This is a genomic window from Kitasatospora sp. NPDC028961 (genome assembly GCF_055564815.1).
This window is the reverse complement of record NZ_JBVHVO010000006.1, coordinates 30,781-57,772: the sequence shown is the minus strand read 5'-3', so window position 1 is coordinate 57,772 and position 26,992 is coordinate 30,781. Positions and strand designations below refer to the sequence as shown.

General features: G+C 72.7%; 27 protein-coding genes. 15 read left to right on the top strand and 12 right to left on the bottom strand.

Going from position 1 to position 26,992, the window contains the following annotated elements:
* Window positions 1-64: 64 nt before the first annotated feature.
* On the bottom strand, window positions 65-1,411 hold the full coding sequence (locus tag ACZ4UX_RS14230) for a serine hydrolase domain-containing protein (protein WP_465706800.1): 1,347 nt from the start codon (window positions 1,409-1,411) through the stop codon (window positions 65-67).
* Between the two features lie 104 nt (window positions 1,412-1,515).
* Complete coding sequence (locus ACZ4UX_RS14225) at window positions 1,516-2,724, bottom strand: cytochrome P450 (RefSeq protein ID WP_465706799.1); 1,209 nt, start codon at window positions 2,722-2,724, stop codon at window positions 1,516-1,518.
* Between the two features lie 1,506 nt (window positions 2,725-4,230).
* On the opposite strand from ACZ4UX_RS14225, the gene ACZ4UX_RS14220 reads away from it, so the two are divergent.
* On the top strand, window positions 4,231-4,926 hold the full coding sequence (locus ACZ4UX_RS14220) for a hypothetical protein (RefSeq protein ID WP_465706798.1): 696 nt from the start codon (window positions 4,231-4,233) through the stop codon (window positions 4,924-4,926).
* 159 nt (window positions 4,927-5,085) lie between these two features.
* Here ACZ4UX_RS14220 and ACZ4UX_RS14215 read toward each other — a convergent pair whose 3' ends face one another.
* A complete protein-coding gene (locus tag ACZ4UX_RS14215; RefSeq protein WP_465706797.1) occupies window positions 5,086-6,015 on the bottom strand; it encodes a helix-turn-helix transcriptional regulator in 930 nt (309 codons plus the stop codon).
* A 56-nt stretch (window positions 6,016-6,071) separates the two neighbouring features.
* On the opposite strand from ACZ4UX_RS14215, the gene ACZ4UX_RS14210 reads away from it, so the two are divergent.
* Together ACZ4UX_RS14210 and ACZ4UX_RS14205 are read left to right on the top strand one after the other, a co-directional pair.
* Window positions 6,072-6,548, top strand: coding sequence for a hypothetical protein (locus ACZ4UX_RS14210; RefSeq protein ID WP_465706796.1), 477 nt, complete (start codon window positions 6,072-6,074; stop codon window positions 6,546-6,548).
* Window positions 6,545-7,093 carry an NIPSNAP family protein gene (locus tag ACZ4UX_RS14205; RefSeq protein WP_465706795.1) on the top strand — a complete coding sequence of 183 codons (549 nt, stop codon included), beginning with the start codon at window positions 6,545-6,547 and terminating at the stop codon, window positions 7,091-7,093. The genes ACZ4UX_RS14210 and ACZ4UX_RS14205 overlap by 4 nt, the downstream gene beginning before the upstream one ends.
* 225 nt (window positions 7,094-7,318) lie before the next feature.
* Here ACZ4UX_RS14205 and ACZ4UX_RS14200 read toward each other — a convergent pair whose 3' ends face one another.
* Window positions 7,319-7,579 carry a GlsB/YeaQ/YmgE family stress response membrane protein gene (locus tag ACZ4UX_RS14200; protein WP_329491812.1) on the bottom strand — a complete coding sequence of 87 codons (261 nt, stop codon included), beginning with the start codon at window positions 7,577-7,579 and terminating at the stop codon, window positions 7,319-7,321.
* A 420-nt stretch (window positions 7,580-7,999) separates the two neighbouring features.
* On the opposite strand from ACZ4UX_RS14200, the gene ACZ4UX_RS14195 reads away from it, so the two are divergent.
* Complete coding sequence (locus ACZ4UX_RS14195) at window positions 8,000-9,985, top strand: APC family permease (RefSeq protein ID WP_465706794.1); 1,986 nt, start codon at window positions 8,000-8,002, stop codon at window positions 9,983-9,985.
* Between the two features lie 491 nt (window positions 9,986-10,476).
* Here the strand turns inward: ACZ4UX_RS14195 and ACZ4UX_RS14190 are convergent, their stop codons facing one another.
* Window positions 10,477-10,866: a hypothetical protein gene (locus ACZ4UX_RS14190; protein WP_465706793.1), complete on the bottom strand. Its 390-nt coding sequence runs from the start codon at window positions 10,864-10,866 to the stop codon at window positions 10,477-10,479.
* Window positions 10,867-11,261: 395 nt separating this feature from the next.
* Here ACZ4UX_RS14190 and ACZ4UX_RS14185 point away from each other — a divergent pair, with 395 nt between their 5' ends.
* Both ACZ4UX_RS14185 and ACZ4UX_RS14180 read left to right on the top strand, forming a co-directional pair.
* On the top strand, window positions 11,262-11,975 hold the full coding sequence (locus tag ACZ4UX_RS14185) for a hypothetical protein (RefSeq protein WP_465706792.1): 714 nt from the start codon (window positions 11,262-11,264) through the stop codon (window positions 11,973-11,975).
* A gap of 653 nt (window positions 11,976-12,628) precedes the next feature.
* On the top strand, window positions 12,629-12,757 hold the full coding sequence (locus ACZ4UX_RS14180) for a hypothetical protein (RefSeq protein WP_465706791.1): 129 nt from the start codon (window positions 12,629-12,631) through the stop codon (window positions 12,755-12,757).
* A gap of 495 nt (window positions 12,758-13,252) precedes the next feature.
* Here the strand turns inward: ACZ4UX_RS14180 and ACZ4UX_RS14175 are convergent, their stop codons facing one another.
* Entirely contained in the window at window positions 13,253-14,137 is an 885-nt protein-coding gene (locus tag ACZ4UX_RS14175; protein WP_465706790.1) for a UbiA family prenyltransferase, read from the bottom strand.
* A gap of 79 nt (window positions 14,138-14,216) precedes the next feature.
* Here ACZ4UX_RS14175 and ACZ4UX_RS14170 point away from each other — a divergent pair, with 79 nt between their 5' ends.
* The 6 genes from ACZ4UX_RS14170 (at window position 14,217) to ACZ4UX_RS14145 (ending at window position 18,764) form a co-directional block, all read left to right on the top strand.
* The gene (locus tag ACZ4UX_RS14170) at window positions 14,217-15,284 is read left to right on the top strand and encodes a type III polyketide synthase (RefSeq protein WP_396491002.1); all 1,068 of its coding nucleotides are present in this window, start codon (window positions 14,217-14,219) and stop codon (window positions 15,282-15,284) included.
* Between the two features lie 6 nt (window positions 15,285-15,290).
* Entirely contained in the window at window positions 15,291-15,812 is a 522-nt protein-coding gene (locus tag ACZ4UX_RS14165) for an isoprenylcysteine carboxyl methyltransferase family protein (RefSeq protein WP_352291336.1), read from the top strand.
* Entirely contained in the window at window positions 15,809-16,822 is a 1,014-nt protein-coding gene (locus ACZ4UX_RS14160) for an NAD(P)/FAD-dependent oxidoreductase (protein WP_465706789.1), read from the top strand. The genes ACZ4UX_RS14165 and ACZ4UX_RS14160 overlap by 4 nt, the downstream gene beginning before the upstream one ends.
* A gap of 715 nt (window positions 16,823-17,537) precedes the next feature.
* Window positions 17,538-17,762, top strand: coding sequence for a hypothetical protein (locus ACZ4UX_RS14155; RefSeq protein ID WP_465706788.1), 225 nt, complete (start codon window positions 17,538-17,540; stop codon window positions 17,760-17,762).
* A gap of 47 nt (window positions 17,763-17,809) precedes the next feature.
* Window positions 17,810-18,013, top strand: a complete 204-nt coding sequence (locus ACZ4UX_RS14150; RefSeq protein WP_359808374.1) for a hypothetical protein — start codon at window positions 17,810-17,812, stop codon at window positions 18,011-18,013.
* 286 nt (window positions 18,014-18,299) lie between these two features.
* Window positions 18,300-18,764, top strand: a complete 465-nt coding sequence (locus ACZ4UX_RS14145; RefSeq protein ID WP_465707011.1) for a DUF5709 domain-containing protein — start codon at window positions 18,300-18,302, stop codon at window positions 18,762-18,764.
* A gap of 204 nt (window positions 18,765-18,968) precedes the next feature.
* Here ACZ4UX_RS14145 and ACZ4UX_RS14140 read toward each other — a convergent pair whose 3' ends face one another.
* Entirely contained in the window at window positions 18,969-19,418 is a 450-nt protein-coding gene (locus tag ACZ4UX_RS14140; RefSeq protein ID WP_329491774.1) for an SRPBCC family protein, read from the bottom strand.
* A gap of 551 nt (window positions 19,419-19,969) precedes the next feature.
* Between ACZ4UX_RS14140 and ACZ4UX_RS14135 the strand changes: the two genes are divergently transcribed.
* From ACZ4UX_RS14135 to ACZ4UX_RS14125, 3 genes are all read left to right on the top strand, one after another.
* Entirely contained in the window at window positions 19,970-20,494 is a 525-nt protein-coding gene (locus ACZ4UX_RS14135; RefSeq protein ID WP_465706787.1) for a GNAT family N-acetyltransferase, read from the top strand.
* A 421-nt stretch (window positions 20,495-20,915) separates the two neighbouring features.
* On the top strand, window positions 20,916-21,332 hold the full coding sequence (locus tag ACZ4UX_RS14130; protein ID WP_465706786.1) for a hypothetical protein: 417 nt from the start codon (window positions 20,916-20,918) through the stop codon (window positions 21,330-21,332).
* Between the two features lie 85 nt (window positions 21,333-21,417).
* A complete protein-coding gene (locus ACZ4UX_RS14125) occupies window positions 21,418-22,110 on the top strand; it encodes a DUF6766 family protein (RefSeq protein ID WP_465706785.1) in 693 nt (230 codons plus the stop codon).
* A gap of 213 nt (window positions 22,111-22,323) precedes the next feature.
* Here ACZ4UX_RS14125 and ACZ4UX_RS14120 read toward each other — a convergent pair whose 3' ends face one another.
* From ACZ4UX_RS14120 to nadC, 5 genes are all read right to left on the bottom strand, one after another.
* Complete coding sequence (locus ACZ4UX_RS14120) at window positions 22,324-22,881, bottom strand: hemerythrin domain-containing protein (protein ID WP_465706784.1); 558 nt, start codon at window positions 22,879-22,881, stop codon at window positions 22,324-22,326.
* A gap of 208 nt (window positions 22,882-23,089) precedes the next feature.
* The gene (locus ACZ4UX_RS14115) at window positions 23,090-24,310 is read right to left on the bottom strand and encodes an alpha/beta hydrolase family protein (RefSeq protein ID WP_465706783.1); all 1,221 of its coding nucleotides are present in this window, start codon (window positions 24,308-24,310) and stop codon (window positions 23,090-23,092) included.
* Between the two features lie 403 nt (window positions 24,311-24,713).
* Window positions 24,714-25,007: a DUF1330 domain-containing protein gene (locus tag ACZ4UX_RS14110; RefSeq protein WP_465706782.1), complete on the bottom strand. Its 294-nt coding sequence runs from the start codon at window positions 25,005-25,007 to the stop codon at window positions 24,714-24,716.
* A 106-nt stretch (window positions 25,008-25,113) separates the two neighbouring features.
* Window positions 25,114-25,986, bottom strand: a complete 873-nt coding sequence (locus ACZ4UX_RS14105; protein ID WP_465706781.1) for a PhzF family phenazine biosynthesis protein — start codon at window positions 25,984-25,986, stop codon at window positions 25,114-25,116.
* On the bottom strand, window positions 25,974-26,867 hold the full coding sequence (gene nadC / locus ACZ4UX_RS14100; RefSeq protein WP_465706780.1) for a carboxylating nicotinate-nucleotide diphosphorylase: 894 nt from the start codon (window positions 26,865-26,867) through the stop codon (window positions 25,974-25,976). Before nadC ends, ACZ4UX_RS14105 begins: the two co-directional genes overlap by 13 nt.
* Window positions 26,868-26,992 lie beyond the last annotated feature (125 nt).

Below are 26,992 nucleotides of genomic sequence, written 5' to 3'. Positions count from 1 at the left end.
GACGCGTACTCCGGCACCAAGGGCTGAACGGACTGACGAGCTGACAGGCGGACGAGCTTCGGGCTCAGGCGTGGCCGGTGCGACGCGCGGTGCGCCCCGCTATCTGCACGCGGTCGATCGCGCCGGTGCGCGGGTCGCGGTGGAACCGCCCCCCGGCCTCCCGACGGCCCGTCCCCGGGTCGACCAGGTCGAACGACAGGTCGGGGTAGCAACGCAGCGGTATCGGCACGTCGCCGTCCACCGACAGCACCGGCGAGCCACCGGGCCCCGGCGCGACGCGGTACCGGGTGCCGCCGTTGGCGTAGGCGCCCGCGCACTCGGGCAGCGCCACCGGCTCGCCCGCTGCGACGGGCTCGACCACGGTGGGCACCCGCACCCCCGCGATCCGCTCCAGGTCCTCGGCGAGGTCCCGCCAGAGCGCCGTCGCCGCACCGGCGTTGCCCGTGAAGGCGACCACCGTGCCGGTGTCCGGTTCGACCCGCAGGTGGCACGAGGTGCCCTGGGCGTTGCCGTCGTGGCCGCACCACAGCTTCTCGTCCTGCCGGAACAGGGCCAGTCCCAGCCCCCAGCCGTCGGCGAGCGCCCCCGGGTCGGCGGCGAGTTCCGCGTGCCGCAACTCCTTGGCGACCACGGGCGGCAGCGCCGCGGTCCGGCCGACCAGGGCGCCGCCGAGCGCGGCGAGGTCTTCGGCGCTCGCCAGCAGGGCGCCGGCCGGCGCCTCCAGCGGGGCCAGGTTCTGCCGGACGGGGCGGACCTGGCCCGTCGCGGTGTTGAGGGCGTGACCGGCCGCGACGGGGCGGGCGGGGGCGGACGGGCCCAGGAACGCGGGCGCGGTGCCCAGGGGTTCGAGGAGCAGGGCGTCCATCGCCTCGTTCCACGGCATGCCGGTCACCGTCTCCACCAGCCGCCCGGCGGCGACGTACCCGGCGTTGGAGTAGGAGAAGTCGGTCCCGGGCGGGAACAGCGCGCCCTGGGCGGTGCAGACCGACGACAGGTAGTGCGCCGCGGTGGTCCGCGCCGCCGCGTCGGAGTCGGGCCCGGTGGACAGACCGCCGGTGTGGCTGAGTAGGTGACGGACCGTCACGTGTGGCAGCTCGCGGAGCTCGGGGAGGTACTCGGCGACCGGGTCGTCCGGGTCGAGGTCGCCGTCCTCGGCGAGGAGCAGCACGAGCGCGGCCGTGTAGGGCTTGGTGAGAGACCCCAGCGGGACGGCGGTGTCCTCGGCGAAGGGGGCGCCGGTGCCGACGTCGGCCGTACCGGTGTGCACGGAGACGACCTCCGAGCCGGTGTCCAGCACCAGTTGGGCCCCGGGCACCCGGTGCAGGCGGGCGAGGGTGTCGAGTCGGTGCTGCAGCTCCCGTCGCTCCGGGAACGGCGCGCGTCTGCGGGTCGGGGCAGTGTTGTACACCATGAGAAGGGACTCCCGTTGATGGCTCTCATGTGCAGGTCCGAACAGCCGGCCGCGGGTGAGCGCGGGCCGACCGGGGTACGGGCGAGGGTGCGGGCGGGTCCGACCTACGGCCTGACGACCTCGACGGGCAGATGCCGCACGCCGAGGATCACGGCCGGGTTCTGGTACACGATGTCCTCGTAGGAGGGGACCGCCACGGAGCGGAATCGTTCCTGCAGCAGGCGCAGAGCGATCACCGCCTCCAACCGGGCCAGCGGCGCACCGAAACAGAAGTGGATGCCGTGGCCGAAGGTCAGGTGAGGATTGGGGTGGCGGGTCACATCGAAGACGTCGGGGGCGTGGAAGCGGGCGGGGTCGCGGTTGGCGGCACCGAGATGGGCGATCAGCATGGACTCGGCCGGAAGTTCGTGACCGCCGAGCACCACGGGCCGGGCCACGCGGCGACCCAACTCGGCGAACGGGGGCAGCCAGCGCAGCACCTCCTCGATGGCCGACGGGAGCAGTCCGGGGTCGGCGCGCAGCGCGGCGTCCGTGCCGGGGTGCCGGTCGAAGGTCAGCACGGCGTTGCCCAGCAGCGCGGTCGTGGTGACATGCCCGGCGACCAGCAGCAGGGCGACGAACCCGACCATCTGCTGGTCCTCCAGGCGGACGCCGTCCACCTCGGCGGCGATCAGCCTGCTGGTGAGGTCGTCCCCCGGGTGCGCCCGGCGGGCACGGATGTGCTCCAGCATGTACCCGTTCATCTCACGGACGGTGGGGGCGATGGCCTCCAACGCCCGTGACAGGTCCGCCATGTCGGGTGATTCGCCGAGCTGGTCTCCGCTGAACAGGACGCTCGCCCAGTCCTGGAAGAGCCGGTGCTCGTCGGCCGGCACACCGAGCAGTTCCGCGATGACGATGATGGGCAGCGGATACGCCAACGCGTCGACCAGGTCGAACCGGTCCTGGTCCGCGACGGCGTCCAGCAGTCGCGCGCACAGCGCCTCGATCCGCGGCGCCAGCCCCTGGACGACCCGCGGGGTGAACGCCTGGCTCACCAGCGCGCGCAGTCTTCGGTGGTGCGGCGGGTCCATGCCAACGAAGTTGCCCTGCCGGAAGACCTCGAAGTCCTCCTGAGTGGGGGCGAGGGAGGAGAGATCCGAGGAGTAGGTCAGCGGATCGGCGAGCACAGCGGCCACCGTCGCGTAGTCCAGGACCTGCCACAGGCCCTGACTCTCCTCGTACCGAACCGCTCCGGCCTCGCGATCGTCCGACCAGCGGTTGGATATCTCCTCCAACAGTAATTCCGGGCTGCCTAACTGACGAGCGGTCACCAGTTCTCCTTGGGTCGGGACTCGCGAGCATCACAGGGTCTGGAACGGGATACGCCGGGTCGGGCCCAGCGGACATGCGCCATCGGGCCGCACCGCGGCGCCCGGCGGGGCACAGCTCTCCCCGGGCACGCCGCTGGGAACGGCCCGGACGGCGGGGCCTGGCCGACCCCCTACCGGGGTTCCGGCGTCCGGGCGAAGCGGGGCGACCGAGACGCCCGTCGCAGCCCGGTGCGCCTCAGCGGTCGGCTGTCATCGCGCGCCCCGACCCGCACGGCGAACCAGCCTGACATCGCATTCCCCTCACCCTTCTCCTCTGTGCAACGGCTGCACAGCACCAGCACGCCCCGAGCCGATCGGCCCCCCACGGCGAACCCGCCATAGTCTTCACGGTGAGTCACACCATGGCAACCCCCCGAGGTCGAACCGGAAGGAATTCTCAGGTGCGTCTCGGGCAGGACACCGATCCGCCGTTCGTCACCCCCGTCTGCCCCGTCAGCGCGCCGTAAACCAGGTCTGCGCCGTCTTCGGCTCCGCCTCCCGCGCGGGCGGCTCGACCGGCGGTGCGGGCAGTCGTCGATCGGACTCGCGCCCTCGGCCCCCGCCTCTGCAAGCGCGGCACCATCCGCGTCCGCCGGACCGGCGCCGGGGTCCCCCGGCGTGGCACCCGGCCGCACGAGCAGGAGAACGGAACCTCACTGAGGGGTGCCCCGCCGGACGGGAGCGGGTGGCCGCCGGAACAGCACGGCCAGGGGGCCGTTCGACCGCCGGTCACCAATGGCCGGTGGCTTGGCCTGTTGCCCGGGCGGTTCGGCCCACCACCATCAGGGCGTCCGGCTCGCGGCAGCGTTCACCTCTCCGTCCCGGCTCGGCGGAGGGCATCCGGACATCAGGATCTCTGCAGCAGGCCCAGTGAGCAATCGCGCAAAAGCAGTTGCACCACATGGTGGACATATCGAAGAAGGAGGGTGAGTTCAGCGTGACGTCCGATATCGGTCTCCGCCTCGCCATCGACGGATCCGCACAGAAGGTGAAGGGGGGCCAATACGAACTCCCCTGGTCCAAGGTCCGGGAACTGGCGTCCGGCAAGGACAAGCCGGCCGGCACGGCCCACGCCGCACGCGCCTGGAACAGCTTCTGCGCCGCGTCCGGGTCGAACACCGCCGCTCGGCAGGCTGCTCGGCGGCCGTGGACCCCTACCCACCGGGGACGGTGCACATGAGTGACGACCAGCCCGGCCCGTACGGCCCCCAGCCACACCACCAGCCCAGCCCCTACGGACCCCAGCCACCCGGCCAACCCGGCCCCTACGGACCCCAGCCACCCGGCCAGCCCGGAGGGTTCGGACCGGCGGCGGTCTCCGGGCCGCAGCCGCTCGGCCAGCAGGGCTGGGGCCCGCCCCAGCAACCGCACCCCTTCGTACAGCAGTTCCCGTACGGCGGCACACCGGGTGGCTACCCGCCGCCGAAGCCGGCCGCGGGGAAGAGGACGGGCCTGACCATCGCCGGAGTGGTCGTCGCCCTCGCGGTGATCGCGGGAGGCGCGTACGTCGTGGTCGGCGACGACAGCGGGGGCGCGGGCCACGGTGACGTCGCCGCGGACAGCAAGGGCTACACGCTCGTGGCTCCGGAGTCGGTCGATGCCTATACGAAATCGGGTCCGGCCAGTGCGCCCGGAGAGTTGAACGCCGAGCAGAAGAAGGAGGCGGCGGGCGTCGGTGTGAACAACGCGCAGGCGGTGTCCGGGATCTACAACGTGGCAAGTACCGACCCCGGCGATCCGGCGAAGGTGGGAGGCAAGCGCCTGATCTTCGATGGCCTCTACGGCGACATCCCCGACCCCGCCACGGCGCTGGACAACTATTTCGCCAACATCACCAAGAAAGGCTTGAAGGGTGACGGCAAAGCGCGTGGCCTCAAGCTGGAGCGCCTCGGAAAACCCAGAGCCGTGAAGCCCGACGGTTTCGAGGGCGCGCTCATGAAGTGCCAGGACGTGAAAGTCACCCCTGACAAGAACGCCGACGCCCCGAAGGGCGGTCCTGCGGAGTTCCAGTTCCCGGTCTGCGCCTGGTCCGACTACTCCACGCTGGGAGGCGCCAACGTCGTCGAGTTGGCGCAGGCGATGAATGGCGGCGAGGGCGTCTCGCAGGAGGAGGTGGCCGCGTTGACCGCCGAGCTCTACAAGACGGCGCGCAGAAAGGCCTGACGCACAGGGGGAGGGGCCCGGCCGAAGCGATCGGCCGGACCCCTCCCCCGCGCACCCTGCCGCTCGCCCTCCGAGGCCTGCGACCTCCTCGTACGCCTCACCCAGCAGCTCGCACGGCACCGCCGACAGCAGTACCCCCGGGGATCCCTCTGCCCGGAGTCATCCCTCGTAGCGGGTGGCCAGGGTCCGTACCGTCTCGGCGATGCGGTCGCGGAGCTCGGCCGGTGCCAAGACCTCGATGTCGGTGCCCAGCCGGAGGAACTCTCCGTGGGCGTGGTCGATGGACTCGATGGGCACCCGGGCTTCCGTCCATCCGTCACCTGTTGGTGTCACGCCGAGCCGGCGGGCTCCCGCCGGGGTGAGCCGTACCAGAGCCTCCCCGGTGTGCAGCCGGGCTCGGAAGTCGGCGAGGTAGGTGTTCCAGTGCACGGCCAGGTCGAACCCGTCCGGGACGACGAACTCCTCCTCCAGGGGGCGGAGCCGAGCGATCTGGTCGACCCGGTAGGTGCGGATTCCGGCCGGCCCGCTTGCGACCAGGTACCAGCGGCCGGCCTTGAGTACGAGTCCGTACGGCTGCACTCGCCGCTCGATCTCCTGCGGTGCCCGCCAGCGCCGGTACCGCAGGACCACCGCGCGTCGGGCCCACACCGCGGCGGCGATCGCGGCCAGGTGAGGCGTGCGGTCGGCGTCGCCGTACCAGCCCGGGGCGTCGAGCAGGAAGCGTTCCTGGATCCGCCCGGCGTGCTCGCGCAACTCGGCGGGAAGGGCGGCCCGCAGCTTGAGCTGGGCACTGGTGAGTGCCTCGCCGAGGCCGAGCTCGGCGGCGGTGCCGGGGAGTGCGGCGAGGAAGGCGGCCTGCGCCTCGTCCGCGGTCAGCCCGGTGAGGCGGGTTCGGTAGCCCTCGACCAGCCGGTAGCCGCCCGCGTGCCCGGCGTCGCCGTACAGGGGTATACCGGCGGCCCCGAGCGCCTCCACGTCGCGGTAGACCGTACGGACGGAGACCTCGAGTTCCGCGGCCAGCTGCTGGGCCGTCATCCGGCCCCGGTTCTGGAGCAGCAGGAGAAGGGTGACCAGCCGGCTCGCACGCATGCTCTCCATTATCCACTGACAGCGGATGTCAGTGGAGTGCCCCTAACCTGCGGCGCATGAACGACTTCGACTTCTTGCACGGCTCCTGGCACGTGGCCAACCGGCGCCTCACCACCCCGCTCGGCGGCGCGGGCGCGGGCGCCGGCACCTGGGAGGAGTTCCCGGGCCACTCGGTGATCCAGCCGTTGTTCGGGGGCGCCGGGAACATCGACGAGATCACCTTCCCCACCCTCGGCCGCCAGGGCGTGACCCTGCGGCTGTTCGACCACGGGACGAAACTGTGGTCGATCTACTGGTCCGACAGCCGGACGGGCCGGCTGGATCCCCCGGTGGTCGGCGCATTCACGGGCGACCGCGGTGACTTCCACGGCGAGGACACCTACGACGGCCGCCCGATCCAGGTGCACTTCACCTGGTACCGCCTCGACCCGGACGCCGCCCGCTGGGAGCAGGAGTTCTCCGGCGACGGCGGCCTCACCTGGGAGCTCAACTGGATCATGGACTTCACCCGCACCGGGCCGGCCGGCGTATGAGCATCGTCGAACTCCGGCAGTACACCCTGCGCCCCGGCACCCGGGAGACGCTGATCGAACTGTTCGAGCGCGAGTTCGTGACCGGCCAGCAGGCGGCCGGCATCACGATGGGGGGCCGGTTCCGCGACCTCGACGACCCGGACCGCTTCGTCTGGTTGCGCGCGTTCCCCGACATGACGCACCGCCGGCACGCGCTGGAGGCGTTCTACACCGGCACGATCTGGCGCGAGCACCGCGACGCGGCCAACGCCACCATGGTCGACAGCGACGACGTCCTCCTGCTACGCGGTCCGGGGTTCGCCCCGGAGCCGTCCACCCGCGAGGTGGTCGCGACGCTCTGCCGGCCGTCGGACGCGGCGGCCTTCGACGCGTACGCCGCCCGGCACCTGGACCCGCGCCATGCGCTGCACCGCACCGAGCACGCCGAGAACGACTTCCCCCTCCTGCCTGTTCGCACCGGGGTGGACGTGCGGGTCTGGTTCGGCCCGGCCGAGCCACCGCCTTGGCCGGTCCGGCGGCTGCGGCTGGAGCCCGTGACGAGTTGACCTCGTGCTGCCACGAGGCGGGGAGCCGCCCGGCCAGGACTACCGCGGTGACCTGACCACCGGCCGCGCGCTCCGGGTCACGCCCATGGGCTGTCCCGGAGCGGCAGCCGCCCGCACCGGCCAACCGGCGTCGGGGGCCTGCCCGACCGATCACCCGGCTCCAGCGCATGCGAGTGCCCCGCCGACCGAACAGGGCGACGGGGCACCGCGAGCGGCGGGCGCCGGTCAGGCGTGTCGGCGGCCCCACAGGGGTGTGACGACCATGATGAGGACGGCGGCGGCCGCGATCTGGAAGATGTGACGGATCCAGTCGATGCCGCCGGTGTCCGCGACACCGAAGGCGCCGGCGAGCGCGTTGCCGATGAGACCGCCCACGACACCCAGGATGACGGTGAGCCACAGGGGAATCGGCTGGCGGCCGGGGATGACCAGCTTGGCCAGTACGCCGATGATGAGACCCGCGACAACGGCCCAGATGAACGACATGATCTTCTCCTTGTGCGCGTACGGCATGACCGTCCGGTGATGCGCCCCGCCTTCCCCGTCAGGGCCGCCGCACACCCGTTCCTGACGGATCTCCCACCCCGTCCACCCGGCCTGGGCCGCCGAGGCGTCCCACCGCTCGGCGTCGCCGGCCGACCCGCCGGCGGCCGGCACCGGCCTTCCCTTCCTCCATCGCGGCCCTTTCTGCCCGGCCCGTGGCCGACCCGGGGCCCCGTCCAGGCGGTGCGGGTCGGCAGGAGGCTCGCTTCTCGCGGGGGTGTGACGGCAACGGCGGGGAAGGAGGCTCCCGGTGCGGCGCGTCCCGGCCTGCCCCCCCCGGTTCGGGACGGTTGCCGGGTAGCGCATACTCACCTGGCCACGGCGACTGCCGCGGTGTGCTGAGCATCGAAGGGTGATGGGGGAATGAAGGAGGGTCCGGCCGATCTGGCCGTTCCGGAAGTGGTGGAGAGCGCTGCTCCGCGGGCGCAGCCGACCGGAGGTGTCGGGCGGTGGCTGCTGCGCCACCGGGTGCAGCCGGTGGGTCCGGCGGCCGCCGAGGGGCACACCGAGCCGCAGGCGTGGTGGAAGGTGATGTGCCTGACCGGGGTGGACTACTTCTCCAGCCTCGCCTACGTGCCGGCCATCGCCGCGCTGGCCGCTGGAGCGGTCTCGCCGCTGGCGACGTTGCTGATCGTGCTGCTGACGCTGGTGGGGATGCTACCGATGTACCGGCGGGTCGCGCGGGAGAGCCCCAACGGCGCGGGGTCGGTGGCGATGCTGGAGGACCTGCTGCCGTTCTGGCGGGGCAAACTGTTCGTTCTGGTGCTGCTCGGTTTCGTCGCCACGTCGTGGATCATCACCATCACGCTGTCGTCGGCGGATGCCTCCGTGCACCTGGTGGAGAACCCCTACCTGTCCGATGCCCTGCACGGCCACGAGGTCGCCCTCACCATCGGGTTGCTGCTCCTGCTGGGCGGGGTCTTCCTGCTCGGGTTCAGTGAGGCGGTCACCGTCGCCATTCCCCTCGTCGCGGTCTTCCTCGTCCTCAACGCGGTGACCGTCACCGTCGGCCTGGTGGACGTGTTCACCACGCCGGGGGCCTGGTCGGCGTGGACGGACGCGCTGGCCGAAGGCGGCGGCGGTTTCAGCGGCCTGGCCGAACCGGCGCTGCTGGCGTTTCCGCTGCTGGTGCTGGGCCTGTCCGGTTTCGAGACGGGCGTGAGCATGATGCCCCTGGTGGCCGCCGAGGGCGCGAACGCAGCCGAGCGGCTTGAAGCGCGCATCCACAACGCCCGCAAGTTGCTGACCACCGCCGCGGTCGTCATGAGCGTCTACCTGCTGGCCGCGAGTTTCGTCACCACGGTCCTCATCCCCCACAAGGAGTTCGAGCCCGGCGGCGCGGCCGGCGGACGCGCGCTGGCGTGGCTGGCCCACGAGAAGGTCGGCGAGGCGTTCGGCACCGTCTACGACGTCAGCACCATCCTGATCCTGTGGTTCGCCGGTGCCTCCGCCATGGCGGGCCTGGTCAACATCGTCCCCCGTTACCTGCCCGACTACGGGATGGCTCCCGAATGGGGACGCGCGGTACGCCCGGTCGTCCTCGTCTACACGGCGCTGTGCATCCTCATCACGATCGCCTTCGACGCGGACGTCAACGCGCAGGCCGGCGCCTACGCCACCGGCATCCTCGCCATGATGGTCTCCGGCGCGTTCGCCGTCACCGTCTCCGCCCTGCGCCGGCGCCGCCGTGCCGCCACCGCGGGCTTCGCCCTCCTGACCGCGGTGCTGTTCTACGCCCTGGTGTCCAACATCGTCGACAAGCCCGACGGCATCGCCATCTCCGGCCTGTTCATCCTCGGCATCATCACCGTCTCGCTGATCTCCCGCGTCTCGCGCACCACCGAGCTGCGGGCGGACCGCATCGTCCTCGACCCGGCGGCCCGCCGGTTCGTCACCGACACCCTCGCCCACGACCAGGCCATCAACATCATCGCCAACCGCCGCCAGGCCGGCGACCGCGCGGAGTACGAGGACAAGGAACGCGAGCAGCGCGGCATCAACCCGGTGCCCGGCCCCGCCGACGTGCTGTTCCTGGAGATCGACGTCGTCGACCCCTCCGACTTCAGCGAAACCCTCACCGTCCACGGCGTGGAGGTCGACGGTTACCGCGTCCTGCGCACCGAAGCCCCCGCCGCGCCCAACGCCATCGCCGCGATCCTGCTCGCTCTGCGCGATTCCACCGGCGTCCAACCGCACTGCTACTTCGCCTGGGCCGAAGGCAGCCCCCTCAAGCACATGTTCCGCTACTTCCTCCTCGGCCGCGGCGACACGGCCCCCGTCACCCGGGAGATCATCCGCAAGCACGAACCCGACCCCGCCCGTCGACCCGGCATCCACGTCGGCGGCTGACCCCGAAGCCCGGTCACCCGCCCCGAGCCGGCACCTCCCAGGCGCTCCCCGGCTGCTCCGGCGCCGGCGGCCACCGGCCCAGCCGGAGTTGCGAGTCCGCACGGGTTCTCCATCCGCCCGAAGAAGCCCTCACCGTCACACCGGCGAAGGGCCGCCACCGAATCGGTGGCGGCCCTTCGCTGTCCGCTCTGCCGACGGCAGAGGGTTGTTCCCCACGTGTCGTATTCCGCGCAAGCGCGGGTGGAGTCACCCGCAGGTGCGCTCCGCCTCGACCACTGCTGTGCGGCTGCTCCCAGGGCATCACCGGTCAGGCATCCCGGGGCGGTGGTTCGCTTGCCCGCAGGCTCATGCAGCACCTCGAAGCGCGGGCACACCGCCAGGACGACCCGCCGGACGGTGTGGCCAGATCCGCTCCGGATCGGGGCGAAGGGCCACGGTCGGGGCCGGGTCGGTGTCCTTCCGGGGCGGGGTCGACCCGGAGGGCCGCACGGTCAGCGGCGGCGGCCGCCGACGTGGCGGTCGTCGGCCAGTGCGGTCAGTGGGCCGTACTCACAGGAGAGCTCGCTCCACGTCAGGACCTCGCCACAGCGGGCCGGGAACGTCTTCGGGTCGAATTCGGGCATGGTCCAGGTGCCAGTTCCCCGGTCCCTCAGCCACAGGTCCCCGTCGCCGTCGACCACCGTCGGCGGAGCCGGTACGGGCTCGGCCTGATCGGTGGGATCCCAGGTGACCCGGCCGGGGTGGGAGGCGCGGCGCAGCTCGGTGGTGGCCAGCCGTGCGGCCAGGTCGCGCTCGGACTCCTCGGTGTCCTTGACCGACGCGAGCCGGTAGGCGTCGTCGAGAGTGGGCAGGGCTGGATTCTGGCTGCGCTTGGAACTCATACGCTGGCTACCTCCGTAGGGGGCGCCACATCCGTTATGGCACCCCGTGTAGGAGAACGGTATCCGAGGCGGGAGCCGGGCCGGGCACTATCACCGTCCAGGTGGAGGGTGGAGGACACCCGGACGGTGGGGCCGGGTGGTGAGCTGGTCCCGGGCATGGCGCGGCCGCGGCGGTTCGGGGAGCGCGGTGTCGTGAAGGCCGAACTCTTCGAGGGCCCTTCGGGGTCCGATCGGGCACGTGAGTGCCACCTTCGACGGATGTTCGAACAGTCCGTGAGGTTCGCTGCTGTCCCCGGCTCCCTGCAGGGTTGCCCGGGTGCAGAGCGGGCAGGCGCGTCATGAAGGCGATCATCCGTACGGCGGTCGCCGTTCCCACATGTGAGTGAGGTCACCCCTTGGCACCTTCCGTCGAAACGAACTCCGGCGTCGCGGCCGCCATCACGCTCGTCGAGGGCCAGCTCTCCCAGCTCGAGGAGCAGAAGGCCGCGCTCGAAAGCGAGTTGGAGCGAGTCGCCGCGTACGTCACCTCGCTGCGGGTCGCCCTCGACGGCCTGCTCGCAGCGGAAGCGGCCCTGCGGCCCTCCGTCGGCACGACAGCCGAGCCTGCCACTCCCCCACCCGTGTCCGCCGAGGAAGCTCCGGCGGCAGCGGAGCCGGAGCCGGCCGGGGCCGCCGCGGGGCCGCTCCCCGCAGCCGGCGAACCGGAACCGAAGAAGGCAACCCGACGCCGGGCGCCCGCCACCAAGGCAGCGCCCGCCAAGCGAACCGCGCGCAAGCCCCGCGGGGCCACCCCTGCGGCCGCCGAAGCCGGCGCCGGCCCGGCCGACAGCAAGCCCAAGGCACGGATCGCGAAGAAGGCCCCGGCGAAGAAGTCGGCCTCGCCGGCTCCGGCAGCCCCGACGGCGCCGAAGCGATCCCGTGGGATCGCCGACGATGTCCTGAACGCCCTCGCCGCGGCCGGCAAGCCGGTGCGGGCGGGCGAGGTCTCCGCGACCCTCAGCCCCGGCAGCACGGACGACAACGTCCGTACGACCCTGGAACGGCTCGTCAAGGCCGGCCGGGCACAGCGTGCGGGCCGCGGCCTGTTCGAGGCACTGCCGACGAGCTGACCCCGCGTACCTGCCGGGTGGCGAACGCCGCTGGGGTGGTGGATTCTTCGGGGCCGGTCGGATTCGTTCCGACCGGCCCCGGGACCCGCCCCGGTCGTCCGGCCGCCTTGATCCGAAGGTCGCCTACGTCCCCGGCCTTCGTACCGCCGCGCGGAGCGAGCGGACGTCTGCGGGAGCGGCCCACCAACCTTGTCGTGCCCAGTCGCGGCCGGCCCGGTCGTGCGTGCGGGTGCGTGCGCGGGGTGCGTCTGCAGCTGCGGGAGCCGGCCACGGCGCGCCGAACGCCGCTTCTCACGACCGGGATTGGGCGACCTCTCAGCGGGCAAGTGATCTCCACACCACACCGGACCAGCGCGCGGAGGCGGCTATGACTGTCATGACTCGGCTGATCGCGCCACCCCTTCCGGGCTCGACGCCGGCCAGGCCGGCTCCTTGTGCCACTCTCCGCTTCGCTGCCGGATCAGCCGATGCAGTGGCCCATCCTGGCCGCCATCGAGCCCGGACAGTGCAGGCCTGAACCCTGCCGCCGCCGTACGAGCGCCCGGCGACCGTGGCTGTCTCTCGTGCACAGACCGGATATGTGCTCGACCACTTGTGTGAGGAGTCCGATGATGCCCGTCCTCGTCCTTCTGTCAGCGCCTTTGCTTCTCGCCATGATCTTCGTCATCGCCGGGCTGCGCCCCGCGCGCGGCAGGAGCAGTCTGCCGCAAGCGGCCATCGCCCGACGTCGGCTCACCCAGCGCCATACTCAGCATCTCCGCCGGGCAAGCCAGGCGCTGTGAAATGAGTGTCGATCACCCGCCGACGATGCGCCGGGCCGCACCATCCAGCCCCCGGAGGCCCTGCTCAGGTGGCCAGGACCCGGTGACTCCTGGGAGCCGCTGAGCGGCACGGGGCCGTCGGAATGATCACGCCGCCGAACGCGCGCGGGTCCGTGAGACCGATGGCGACGACGGCAGACGACTGCTGCGGACCGTCCGCCGGGGGCACCGGGTCGGCGGTGACGTGGAGGCGGGGCCTCCTCGGCCGATCGCGGAGAGCGGGTCCACCCGCGCCGGTGTCCTGCGCTCGTCGTGAAGGCGGCCGTGGGCGGCGGCACTCGCCGCCCCGTTCCGCTCCTGGCGACCTGCGCGACGGCCCAGGCCCCGACACTGCCCGAATAGCCCAATCCGTCCTTCCGGGCCCGCGCACCGGTCACCGCCCCGGCGCCGCGGTCCCCCCGGAGGATCGGACGGTGAGCGAGGCGGTGCGGTGTGACGAGGCCGCGCGTGCCGCTGTCAGCTGAGAGGGGTGCCGCGCAGCAGGAGCAGGGCGATGTCCAGGGCGGCCAGCGCGAGGCTGGCGAGGAAGGGCAGGCGGCTGCGCGGGTCGCGGGTGGGGAGGGCGACCGTGAGTGCGAGCGCGCCGGTGGCGGCGAGGCAGGCCCGGTCGGTGGTGGTGAGGGGCCCGGGCGGTCCCAGGACGAGGGCGGCCGCCCCGGCCAGCAGCAGGGTCGCGGCCAGGGCGCGGGTGAGGTGCGGGCCGAGGCGGTGGGGCAGACCACGCACGCCGGTGGCCAGGTCGCCGGGGATGTCGGGAAGCGCGTTGGTGAGGTGAGCGCCCGTGCCGAGCAGGGCGCCGGCCGCCGTCACCCACACCGGGGGCCACGGGTGGCCGGGCAGCGCGAGGGTGACGAAGGCGGGCAGCAGCGCGAAGGCCCCGGCGTAGGGCAGCCAGGACAGCGCCGTGCGCTTGACGCCCAGGTTGTAGGACCAGGCCGCCGCGACCCCGACGAGGTGGGCGGCGCCCGCCGCCAGTCCGCCCGCCAGCGAGAGCGGGACGCACAGCGCGAGTGCGCCCCCGGCGGCGGCGGCCACGCTCCGCGGCCGGGCGACGCCGGCCACCAGCGGCTTGTCGGTGCGGCCGGTGGCGAGATCGCGGTGAAGATCGATCCGGTCGTTGCACCAGCCCACCGACAGCTGCCCGGTCAGGACCGCCGAGGCCACCAGCGCGCTTCCCCCGGTGCCCCGCCCCCAGGCCACGGCGAGAGCGGTGACGACGGCGGTGACGGCGAGCGCGGGGGCGGCGTGGGAGGCGGCCAGCAGCCCCCGTGCCGCTGCGCCCCTCCTGGACTGCGGTTGAACGGTCGGGGTTTCCGCGGGCCGGACTCCGGTGGTGTGCACGTCCTCATGCTAGATCGGGCAAATCGCCGACTGGCGGTCATTTCATGATGACGTATCAGATCACGTCTAGGGTGAGCCGGTGACCACAATCGCGGCTGTCCACGGCGTGCTCGCGCCGCACCGGTACGAGCAGGGCGAGATCACCGAGGCCCTGACGGCGATGTGCGCGGCGTCCGACGCCCAGCGCGGCGTCCTTCAACGGCTGCACGCCACCGCCGCGGTCGGCACCCGCCACCTGGCTCTGCCGCTGGAGCGTTACCGCGAGTTGGGCGGGTTCGGTCGGGCCAACGACCTGTTCATCGACGTGGGGCTGCGGCTGGCGGAGGAAGCCCTGAGCGGCGCCCTGGCGGCGGCCGGTCTGGCGCCCGAGGAGGTGGACCTGGTGGTCTCCACCTCGGTGACGGGTATCGCCGCGCCCTCGCTGGAGGCCCGGCTGGCCGGGCGGGTGGGCCTGCGGCCGGACGTGAAGCGGGTGCCGATCTTCGGCCTGGGCTGCGTGGGCGGCGCCGCGGGCCTGGCCCGGTTGCACGACTACCTCCAGGGCCATCCCGGGCACGTCGCGGTCCTGCTCTCGGTCGAGCTGTGCTCGCTCACCTTGCAGCGCGCCGACACCTCCGTGCCGAACATGGTGGCCGGTGCCCTGTTCGGCGACGGCGCTGCCGCCCTGGTGGCCGTCGGACGCCACCACCCGCGGTCCGGGGACTTCGCGGGGCCGCGGGTGGCGGCGACCCGCAGCCGCCTGTACCCGGGCACCGAGCGTGCGCTGGGCTGGGACATCGGAGACAGCGGCTTCACCATCGTCCTCGGCGCCGAACTGCCCGAACTGGTGCGCCTGCACGTCGGCGAAGACGTCCGGTCCTTCCTCGCCGAGCACGACCTGAAGCCGCCGGACGTCACCGGTTGGGTCGCCCACCCGGGCGGACCCAAGGTCCTGGACGCCTTGCAGGAGAGCCTCGGGCTCGACGCCCGCGCGCTGGAACTGACGCGGCGTTCACTGGCCGAGGTCGGCAACCTCTCCTCCGCCTCCGTCCTGCACATCCTGCGCGACACCCTCGCCCACGACCCGCCACCACCCCCCGGCGGCCCCGGTCTGCTCCTCGCCATGGGACCGGGCTTCTGCTCCGAACTCGTCCTCCTGCGCTGGTAGGCCCGGATGCCCCTGTACACGCTGCTGGTCCTCCTGGTCGCCGTCGAGCGCCTGGCCGAACTCGCCGTCGCGCGCCGCAACGCCGCCTGGAGCCGGGCACGCGGCGGTGTCGAACACGGCTCCGGCCACTACCCCGTCATGGTCCTGCTCCACACCGCACTGCTGGCCGGCTGTCTGGCCGAGGTCCACCTCGCGCACCGTCCCTTCCTGCCGGCCCTGGGCCTGCCCATGCTGATCCTCGTACTCGCCGCCCAGGCGCTGCGCTGGTGGTGCATCCACTCCCTGGGGCCGCGCTGGAACACCCGGGTCATCGTGGTGCCCCACCTGCCGCTGGTCAGCACCGGCCCCTACCGGCTGTTCAGCCACCCGAACTACCTCGCCGTCGTCGCCGAAGGCGCCGCCCTGCCCCTCGTCCACGGGGCCTGGCTCACCGCGACCGCCTTCACCCTGCTCAACCTCCCCCTGCTCGCCACCCGGCTGCGCTGCGAGAACGCCGCCCTGGCCGGCTGCGCCACGGCGTCGACGTGATCGACCTCCTCGTCGCCGGCGGCGGCCCCGCCGGCCTCGCCACCGCGATCCACGCCGCCCTGGCCGGGCTGGACGTGGTGGTCCTCGAACCACGTCCCGCCCCGATCGACAAGGCGTGCGGCGAGGGACTGATGCCCGGGGCCGTCCGCGCCCTGGCCGCCCTGGACGTGCCGGTGGTCGGCCACCCGATCCGCGGCATCCGCTACCTGGACGACCGCCACCGCGCCGAGGGCAGGTTCCGCCACGAGGCGGGGATGGGCGTGCGGCGCACCGTCCTGCACGCCGCGCTGTCCCGCCGGGCGGCCGAACTCGGCGTGCCGGTGCTGGCGGGGAAGGTCACCTCCGTCCACCAGGACGGCGACAGCATCAGCGCCGCCGGACTCACCGCCCGCTACCTGGCCGCCGCGGACGGCCTGCACTCGCCCCTGCGCCGGCAGTTCGGCCTGGAACGCCCCGACCCGCGACCCCCGCGCTACGGACTGCGACGGCACTTCGCGGTGGCGCCCTGGACCGACTGTGTGGAGGTCCACTGGTCCGCACTCGGCGAGGCCTACGTCACCCCGCTCGGCCCGGACCGGATCGGCGTCGCCGTCCTGACCGGCGAGCGACTGCCGTTCGACGCACTGCTGCCCGCGTTCCCCGCACTCCTTCACCGCCTCACCGCCCACAGTGGCTCGGCGGTGCGCGGCGCCGGACCGATGCGCCGGCGGGTACGGGCCAGGGTGGCGGGACGCGTCCTGCTGGTCGGGGACGCCGCCGGCTACATCGACGCGCTCACCGGCGAGGGCATCTCGCTCGCCCTCACCGGCGCGGCCCACCTGGTGCGCTGCGTACGCGCCGGCCGGCCGCTGGACTACGAGCGGGCCTGGCGCCGCGCCACCCGCGACCACCGCCTGCTCACCGGAGCACTGGTACGCGCCCGCGTCAACCCGCTCCTGGCCCCACGGATCGTCCCCCTGGCCACCCGCGCCCCCGCGCTCTTCACCGCCCTGGTCAACCGCCTCACCTGACGGTGATGACGTCCGTGGGGATGGTGCCGGCGAGTCGGTTCCCTCACCTCGTGGCCCCGAACGCGCTGCGCACGAGCACCCCCGGGCGGCCAGTTCCGGGTCTGTTCGCATCCTCCCCCTGGCAGCCGGGGTCGGCCGGCCCTGCCGGGATCCGTCGGCGATCGGAGCCGGCCGCGGCCGCCTGGATCACGGAGGCAGCCGCCCAGAGCGCCCGGTGGAACGTCACAGCCGTCGTGCCCACCCTCGCCGACCCGACGCCCTGGTCGGCCTCCTCCTTGGTGGCGTACTTCCCGCGTCCTGGATCCGCGCGCCGCGCACGCCCGGGCGAGCCGGGTCCGGGGGGATGAGGCGCTCGCCGCCCACCGAGCCGCCGGCCCCGGCCGGTGCATCGCGCCGACGCCGGACAGCGGCTCGGCCACGCCCGGCGGGCGCTCGGACGCGGTGTCGAGCGGGTGCCGACCGACACCGTCCGCGCGCCGCGCGCCCCGCGTCCGTGGTCACCGGCCGCGTCGACGCCGCGCTGGAGGAGTACGGGCAGCGGGCCGAGCCGTGGCCGCATGATCACCGGCCCCCTCGGCCTCCGGTGAGCCGCCGGACGGGCCTGCTCGCCGATGTCCGCAGGTGTGAGGCCGTGCGGCCTGGGCAGCCGCACCCGTAGACGATCACCGCCCCGGGACGGACCGGGGCGCGGACACAGCGGAGAGGGCACAGCGACATGGGCGAGCAGGCGAAGAACACCTCGGTGAGCGGCGAGGGCGACGTCGACGACGCGGTCGGCTCCGCCGCCGAGCGCATCCGGCGCGCGCTGGAGAGTGAGGACGCGGGCCGGGTGGCGGGGCCGGGCGCCAAGACGGACGACCGCCCGCAGGGCCGCCCCGAAGGGCAGGGGTCCGAGGACGAGCCGCCCGCCGCGCCGGCCGCGGACGCGGTGGCGCCCTGAGCGGGCCGCAGAAGGCGCCGACCATCCTACGAAAGGACCGGAATCCGATGAGCACCGAGCGCGACGCGAAGCAGGAGCACGACCCGGAGCGCGAACCGGATGGCCCGACTGCCGCGCAGGGCGACGAAAGCACACAGGGCGAAGCACAGGACCTGGACGAGCGACAGGGAGACGCCACCACGGCCGACCCGACGCCCACCCGCCACCTGGGCCCCGACGACAAACCGGCCCCGGAGGAGTCGAGCCGCTGACCTTCCCGTCCTGACCGGAAGGAAGTCCAGTGGCCCCACCTGAGCGGTGAGAGTTGGCGCCACCCAGTGACCGAAGGTGCCCCGCCTGCCGGGCCGGCACCCGGACATCGCCAGAAGGACCACGGTCCACCGCCGGCACCTGCGCCGCCGCTCCTGGCAGCAGGAAGCGGCCGGGAGCGGCGGTCGGGAAGCGGCAGCGGGACCCGCAGGGAACCGGGGACCGATCCGGGCCCCCGGGACAGGCGCCCGGCAAGCACAGCCCCAGCCCCACGAAAGGACGGACATGATGACCGCAACGGACGACGCCAGGGGCGACGACGTCTACCAGCCCGATGCCACAACCGATGTCGGCGACGACACCGGCCTCCTGGACCCGGAGGACACCCTGCTCGACCGCGCCGCCGGTCCCTACGAGGAGGGCTGGTCCCCGCCGGAACGGCCACTCGCCGTCGAACACCAGGGCACCACGGCGGCGGAGCAGAACGAGGGCGAGAGCCTGGACCAACGGCTGGCCGAGGAGGTCCCGGACCCAACGCTGGCCGTCCCCGCCCAGACCCCCACAGACGGCACCGACGAGACCGCCGATACGAGCGACGAGCCTCGCGACGAGGAGGTAGGGGCCGCCCGCGCGGGCCGGCTGCGCCCCCGGGCCACCGGACCGAGTACCTTCGCGACGGATGTCGGTGTCGACGGAGGCGCGGCGTCTGCCGAGGAAGCCGCCGTCCACATCGTCCCGGACGAGGAGCCCTGACCATCGCTTGAGCCCGCCCCAGGTAGACACCCTCAGTTCCGGGCCCTGGATCCGGCGACTGGGGGCTGGCCATGGGGACGGTCAGCGGTGAGGGACCGGGCAGCACCTGCTGCCCGGTCCCTCCGGGTTCGCTCCCGCTCGCACATGACCTCGCCCCCGCCACATCCGTGGACGTGGCGGGGGCGGCTGACGGCGTGGTCCGGGTCAGAGGGTGTCGCGGTAGCCGCCGGAGGCGGTGCCGCGCTTCTCGATGAAGTGCTTGAACCGCTTGAGGTCGCCCTTGACCTGCCGGTCGAGCATGCCGGTCATGTCGGCGGCCTTCTCGGCCATGCCGCCGGGCTGGAAGTCCATCTCCATCATCACCCGGGTATGGGTCGCATCGATCGGCTCGAACCGCACCATGCCCGTCTGCCGCACATCACCACTGGTGGTACGCCACGCCACGTGGTCGTCCGGGACCTGGTCGACGATCTCGGTGTCGAACTCCCGGGACACACCGGCGATCTTCGTCTTCCAGTGGTTGTGCCGCTCGTCGAGCTGGGTGATCTCCTCGACGCCCTCCATGAACATCGGGAACTGCTCGAACTGCGTCCACTGGTTGTACGCCGTGCTGACCGGCACATCGACGTCGATCTGCTCCTGCACCTTGCTCATCGCTGCTCACTCGCCTTCGCATCGCTTCGCGGTCGGGCAAGCACCTGCCCCGACCGCCGGCCGGTATGCCCGGCCCCTACCGATTTCGCCGCATTCCGGACGAACCGGCAACAGCCGCCACCCATCCGAGTACCGATATCCCCAGGCCACCGCTCTCCGCCCACCACCCGGCGCACGCGGATCGACCGAGGAAGACCTGGTCGGCGCCGGTGACCTCCACGACGCGGGCGACCCGGGCCGAGGGCCGGGCGAGGTGGACCAGGACGCCCCGGCATCCGGCTCCGATCCAGGCACCGGGGCAGGGCATCGAGTCGGCAGCATTCATGAAGGTCACAGCGCCGCGCACCAGCCGACCTGGCTCTCGGCCGTCACGAGCCTCCCGGTATCTCGGCGGTGCTCCCCCACCCGCCCGACACAACCGCCCCGGCTCGGTTCCGCCGGCTGCGGCCGTCCTCCCTCTCCCCGGGGGTCCCCCCCTGCGGGGGAGCCGCCGGACGAAGATCATCCTCGCGCCTGATCCCGCCACGCCACGGCCGTGCCAGGCTCACCGCATGCACTACGTCGTACACCGGATAGCCGCCGAGGAATGGCGGGAGCTCCGCGAGATCACCCTGGAGGCACTGCGGGACTCCCCCGGCGCATTCAACCTCTCCTACGCCGACACCGCCGCCCACCCCGCCGCCTACTGGCAGCAACAGGCCGCCGCGGAGGCCGCCGGGCAACGTGCCACCCTCACGGCCCGCGACGCGAGCGGGAACTGCGTGGGAACGGCCGGCATCGAACCCGTCCCCGACGTCCCGGACACCTTGTGCGTCCGCTCCGTCTACGTCACCCCGGCCCACCGCGGCGCCACCGGCCCCGCCACCGACCTCGTGCGGGCCGCCATCCGCCACGCACAGGACCACACCGACGCACGGTGGCTGACCCTCGGCGTCAACGAGAGCAACGCACGCGCCCTGGCCTTCTACCGACGACTCGGCTTCGAGGACACCGGAAAGGTGATCCCCTACGTCCGAAACCCGAGTGAGAAGGTCCTCATCCTGGGCTACCCGGGCTTCCGCAGCGACCCCCGGTAGCCAACCCTCTAGCCGGACGGGCCGGCGAAACGCCCCGCGTCGGCCCCTCCGCTCACCCCGCGAACTGGCTCGTCCCCCCAGCCCGACCTCCGGTGGGCCTGTACGGCGACAGGCCCACCGGATACAGCGACGGCGCCCCGGCGCAGCCGTAGGCGCGACGGGTCACGGCCCGATGCGTGGCGCGGCCGCCGCAGCGGCCGGCACCCCTCCTGCCCGACCTGCCGCCTCCCCGGGAGTGCGAGGCTCCGCCGGCCCGGCTCGCCGGCGAGGTCGTGCCCGGCTCGCCCGGACGCCGGCGCCGTCGGTGAGGCGGAGCCCTGCGGGGCGGGCGCTCTCGTGACGCTCCGTCGAGCCACTCGTTCGGTCGTGTGGCGGCCCCGCGTCGCCCGGGTGGGCGGCCGGTCGTGGTCGACTGCCCCGCATGGTCTCAGGGCGGAGCAGGATGTGGGCGGGCCTTCAGGTCGGGCTTGCCCTGGCGGTGCTGTGCGGCTGTTCGTCGCTGTCGGACCGGGAGGACGCGGTCGCGGCCGCGGCACGCGCCTTCGAGGCCGACCTCGCCCGCCAGGACAACGCGGCGCTGTGCGGCGCACTCGCCCCGGGCACCCGCGAGGAACTCGAGGACAGCAACAAGACGGGCTGCCAGCAGGCGATCGGCGACAGCGACCTACCCGCAGCCGCGGACGTCCGCCGAGTCGACGTCTACGGCCGGCAGGCCCGCGCCGTGCTGGACAGCGACACCCTCTTCCTGTCCGCCTTCCCGGACGGATGGAAGATCACCGCCGCCGGGTGCGACCCGCAGCCCCGCAAGCCCTACAAGTGCGTGGTCAAGGGAGCGTGAGACCGGTGCGCAGCCTGTTCGCCCTGTGCGTGCTGATCGTCGTCGGCGGTCTGGTCTACTTCACGACGATCGGGGCGCTGCACCGATGAGCCGCACGGACCGCGCGGGGCGATTCCTGCGCGACAACAGCCTCACCCTGGCCTTCGGTGCCGCCTTTCTGCTCACCCTGATCGGGCAGGCCGCCGCGGGGCTGGCGGAGGTGAACAACGAGCTCGTCGCGGCCGATCTCCAGCCCGTCGGTGTCGCCGGCTATCTGACCGGCTCCGACTTCGCGGTGGACGTCACCGAGAACTGGCAGTCGGAGTACCTGCAGTTCTTCCTGTACATCTTCGGCACCGTCTGGCTGCTGCAACGGGGGTCCCCGGAGTCCAAGAGCCTGGACCGGCCCGGTACCGAGTCCGACCGCGAACAGAAGGTCGGCGCGCACGCCACCGCCGACTCGCCCTCCTGGGCCCGCGCGGCCGGACTGCGCCGCACCCTGTACTCGCGCTCCCTCGGCACGGTCATGGCGCTGTTCTTCGTCGGCTCCTGGTTCGCCCAGTCGATCACCGGTGCGGCCTCGTTCAACGCCGGGCGGCTGCGCGACCTCCAGGCGCCGTTCACCTGGTGGGACTACGTGCTGTCCGCGGACTTCTGGAACCGCACCCTGCAGAACTGGCAGTCCGAACTCCTCGCGGTCGCCTCCATGGCGATCCTCTCCGTCTACCTGCGCCAACGCGGATCACCCGAGTCGAAGCCGGTCGGCGCGGCCCACACCTCCACCGGCGTCGAAGGCTGATGCCCACCGGCGGCCCCCCGGCGGCCCCGATCCGGGCCGGGCGGAGGACGCCACGGAGACGCTCCAGCCGGTGGGATCCGCCGGGCGCGCGGAGGTACACGAGTGCGGGCGGGGACATGACCCCGTCACGCCCTGCCCGACCGAGCGGGGCGTGTGCCCGGTCGGGCAAGGCGTGACAGGGAACCGCCGGGGTTCGGTCGGCGCGGTCGGGGCCTACTTGCCGCGGCCGGTCACGAAGTCCCGGGCCCGGTCCACGAGGCCGACACCGGGGCCGAGGAGCTTGCTGGCCATCGGGCTGTCCGGGGCCGCCGGGTGCGGGCGGGTCGGGGCCATGGCCTTCGCCCGGCGGATCTTGTCCCCGAGGTCGTCCAGCTGCTCCGGGGTACAGGCCGTGCGCAGCATCGGGAAGAGGTTTGTCTCCTCGTCCTCGACGTGGGCGGACACCTCGTCCATCAGCTGCCGGAGCACCGAGCCCATCGTGGGATCGTCGGTGCGCAGGTCCTCCAGCTGCTTGAGGAGGTCCTCGACCTGGCGGTGGTCCTCGATCTCCCTGTCCGCGAGGGCGTCGCCGCCGTCGAGGTGCTCGCGGACCGCGGGGTAGAGGTACTGCTCCTCGGCGACCGAGTGCCGCACCAGCTCGATGGTGACGTGGTCGATCACGTCCCGCAGTGCCTGGCCGCCGCCGTTCATGGCCCGGATGCGGCCGAACATGTCCTCCACCTCGCGGTGGTCCGCCATCAGTTCCTCGATCACGTTTCCGCCGTGTCCCATTGTCCTGCCTCTCGTCGTCCGCGGGCGAGTCGGTCCGCGCCCAGCCGAAGGGCGTTCCCGCTCCCTCGCGGGCCTTCGCCGGTGGCCCGCTCCTCACCGGATCGGGCGGCCGCAAACTCCCCCGGTCCGGTCCGGGCCGGTCCGGGCCGGACCGAGCGGGCTACGGGCCGAGCGGGCTACGGGCCGGTGTCGTGGTGGGTGGCGGGTTTCAGCTTGTCTTGGCCGCCTCGTCGAAGAACCTGATGATCCGGGGCAGGGCCTGCAGCACCGATCCGTTGTGGTCGACACCGCCGACCTCGGTCAGCCGGGGGGCGGCGCCTTGCTTCCTCAACTGGTCCGCGCAGTAGGTCGAGTGACTGGGATCGACGTCTCGGTCGCCCCGGCTGTAGAAGATCTCCACCGCCACGTTCGGCCGCCAGTCGCAGGTGTTGTCCATCGGGCGCAGCTTCTCGCTCAGGACACCGTCGGGCTTGCGGATCCTGTTCAGGAAGGCCTCGGTGAACAGGGCCTCGGAGGTCGCCGGGAGGGCGTGGGCGATCTCCTCCGTGGTGTGGTAGCCGTCGAAGAGGTCCTCCACGTCACCGGCGTAGGGGGGCTTGAAGGCATCGCCGGGTGTGGGGTAGAGGCCGTACATCCTGTTCCAGGCGGTGGCGAAGTAGGCCAGGTAGAGGCCGGCGTTCCTGATCCTGTCGTCGGCTGCGGCGGCCTCGAAGGCGGAGAGGTTGTAGGGGCCGCTGACCGGGGCGAGGGCCCCCAGCCGGAAGTAGCGGTCGGTGTCCTTCCGTTGGAGCGCGCGGCCCACCAGCATGGTCGCGGGGCCGCCCTGCGAGAAGCCGCTGACCTGGACGTTGCGCTGCAGTTCCCGGCCGTTGCGGTGGGCGAGGGTTCGGGCCGCACGCAGGCCGTCCACCGAGGCCGCGACGGTGGCCCGGGGGTCGCCGTAGGGGTGGAAGCCCTCACCCGAGCCGAGGCCGACGTAGTCGGGTGCCGAAACGGCTCGTCCGGTCGAGGCCAACAGCAGGGCGACGAGCCGGTCGTTCGACTCGGGATTCTCCGAGGCGACGTCCTTGCGGTAGACGGTGGTGCCGTGCAGCCAGGAGACGACGGGCAGGTCACGCGCCCCACTCCTGGGCAGGACGACGAGCTGGCTCGCGGTCGTGGGGGAACCCGCGCTGTCGGCGGTGCGGTAGGTGACCCGGTAGGCGGTCACGCCGTAGCGGACCTGGGTGGAGTCGATCTCGCCCCGGAGTTGTCCGGCCACTTCCTCCGCCGTGAGGTCTGCCGCTTGCTCGACCGAGACGACGGCCCCTCCCTGGGCCCGCTCCCCGGGGAAGTCGGCCGCCGCCGAGACCGGTACCGCGAGGGCCGACACGCTGCCGAGGACAGCCGCGCCCGCCAGGATCCGAGTACTTGTTCGCCGTGAAGTCATGTAAGGATCCTGCCGCTTGGCCGCTGCGCCGGGACATGGAGCCACCCCCCGGCCGTCACGGGGGGAAGACCCCCTCAGGGTCCGTCAGGGATGCTGGGCGCCCATCCCTTAGGGGACAGGTCGGATGCCACGGCGCAGGGTGCGGATCGGCGGCTTTCGACCTGGAGTTGGCGATGGCGGTCCTCTCCGGGGCATCACCCCGGCCCAGGCGAGTCCTCACCGCGGGCCGGGCCGCCGTCCACACCACCGACCGCGACATCCCGCGCTGCCACGCCCCTGCCGCCGGTCCCGGCCAGGCGGCCCGAGCCGTGTCGGAACCAGCTGATGACACCGTTCCCGGGAGCGGCCCGGTATACCCCGGAACCCCGCTGTATCGGTGAGGATCCGACCGGACCACCGTCGGTCAGTCGATGCCTTCGACGATGCGGAAGTCGCGCTCGGCGCCGTCGCCGAGGGCGGCCAGCGCCTCCTGGTAGGCCGCGCTCTCGCGGGCCGCGACGGCCTGCTCGAAGCTGTCGAACTCGATCAGGATGGTGCGCGCGGCGATTCCGGCCTCGTGTGCCACGACCCGACCGTCACGGGCGAGGAGCCGTCCGCCCCCGGCCCGGACGGCCGGACCGGCCAGCTCGTTGTAGGCAGCCAGCTTCTCAGGGTCCGAAATGGTGCGGTAGACGCTGACCCAGTAGCCCTTGGGCATGGAACCTCCAGTGTGGGGATGAGTGCATTCGATGGACGGGTTGGTCTCGGACGAGCGTCGGCGGCCGGCCCGGTCGGCCTGCTGGCCACCGCGAGTCGCTTTCGTGTCAGTCGAGCCGGGGAAGGCCGACGGCGCGCGCGATCTGCGCGGCGCCGCCCACACGGATCCGGGTGCCGGACGCGCCGCGCCGAGCGTCGGCGATGATCGTGGACGGATGGCCGAGGTGATCGCCCATGTCGACCGCGATTGCGGTGACGCCCTGATCCGCGAGATACGCGGCCAGACACGCGGTGCTGTTGGCGTTGGCGACGTCCTCGGGGACGCCGATCGACGGGGCGAACATTCGGGCCGCCGCCCGGCCGTCCGCGTCGGGGACCGAGTAGGCGTAGCAGCCCAGCAGTCCGTAGCGGTCACAGGCATCGCGCAGAGCCCTGAAGTCCGGGCAGAGTTCGGCCAGCGCGGTGCGCGATCGTACGGGCAACAGGAGCCGTGGCCGGCCGGGTGAGGCCACGTGGGCAGCGTCGGGAAGGGTTTCGCTGTTCAGGCCGAGGGCGGTCGCGATCGCCCGGAGTCCGGGTCCCCCGGCCTCTCGCGGGCTGATCGGGCCGGGGTCGAACGTGGCCGTCAGGTCGTCGTGTTCCCGCGTCGCCCGGCCTTCGAATACGCGGGTCGTGGTGTGCAGCATGGCCCGGTAGTAGGCGTCGCCGCCGTGGCGCAGCGCGAGCAGCGCCAGTGCGGCGACCGTGCCGTGGCCGCAGGCGGGCAACTCGCCTTCGCCGGTGAAGAATCGGAGCCGATACGACGCTCGGGCCCGGTCCTCGCCGTCCATCGCGGTGATGAAGACCGCGTGCGAGGTGCCTGTCGCGGCGGGAACGCGCCGTCGCTCGGCATCGGTGAAGGGCGCGTCGTCGAGCACGGCGGTCGCGCTGCCGCCCCGGCCCTGTCGCCGGCACGCGTCGACGATCGTCACCTCGGGCACGGCGCCGCGTCCGTCGTGATCAGCATCGTCAGGTCGAGCGCGGGCGCGCTGTGCGTCAGGGACCCGATCGAGATGAGGTCGACGCCGGCTTCGGCAATGGCGCGAACCCGGTCCAGGGTGACGTTGCCGGAGGCCTCCAGGAGGATCTCCGAACCGCCGCGACGGCCGGCCCTCATCCGCGTCACTTCTTCGATGTCGGCCAGTTCCATGTTGTCGAGCATGAGCCAGCCCGCTCCCGCTTCCATGGCCTCGCGGGCCTGCGCGACGGTCTGCACTTCGACGTCGATCGGCAGGCTCCTCCCGGAATCGGCCATTCCCTTTCGGACCGCGTCGATCGCCGCGGTCACCCCGCCCGCCGCGGTGATGTGGTTCTCCTTCAGGAGGACCATCGCCGCCAGGGTGAGCCGGTGGTTGCCGCCGCCGCCGGCGGTGACGGCGTACTTGTCCAGCGCCCGCAGCCCCGGGGCGGTCTTGCGGGTGTCCAGGATCCGCGCCGGAGTTCCGGCCACGGCCTGGACGAAGGCGTCGGTGACAGTGGCGATGCCGCACAGGCGCTGCAGGAAGTTCAGCACCGTGCGCTCGGCGGTGATCAGACTGCGGGCCGACCCGGTCAGCCGCACCAGGACGTCCCCGGCCCGCACCCGTTCGCCGTCCGCGACCAGAGCCTCGACCCCGACCTCCGGGGCGCTCTGGGCGAAGACTTCGCGGACCACGGGCATTCCGGCGACGACGCCGGGCAGGCGGGTACTGATCTCGGCGGTGGCGACCAGATCGGCCGGGACGCTCCACAAGGTGGTGACGTCGCCGTCGGCCCTGTCCTCCGTCAAGGCGGCGGCCACACTGGCCCGCGCCGCCGACAAGGGGAAATCGGCGATCCTCATAGCTGGTTCCTCGCCTCTCGGAGATCGATCAACGGACCGACGAGGCCCTGGACGGCTTCCTCGACGGCTTTCGCTGGCGTCGGGTGGGCATGGATGTGCCTAGCGATCTGCTGGGTGAGATCCCA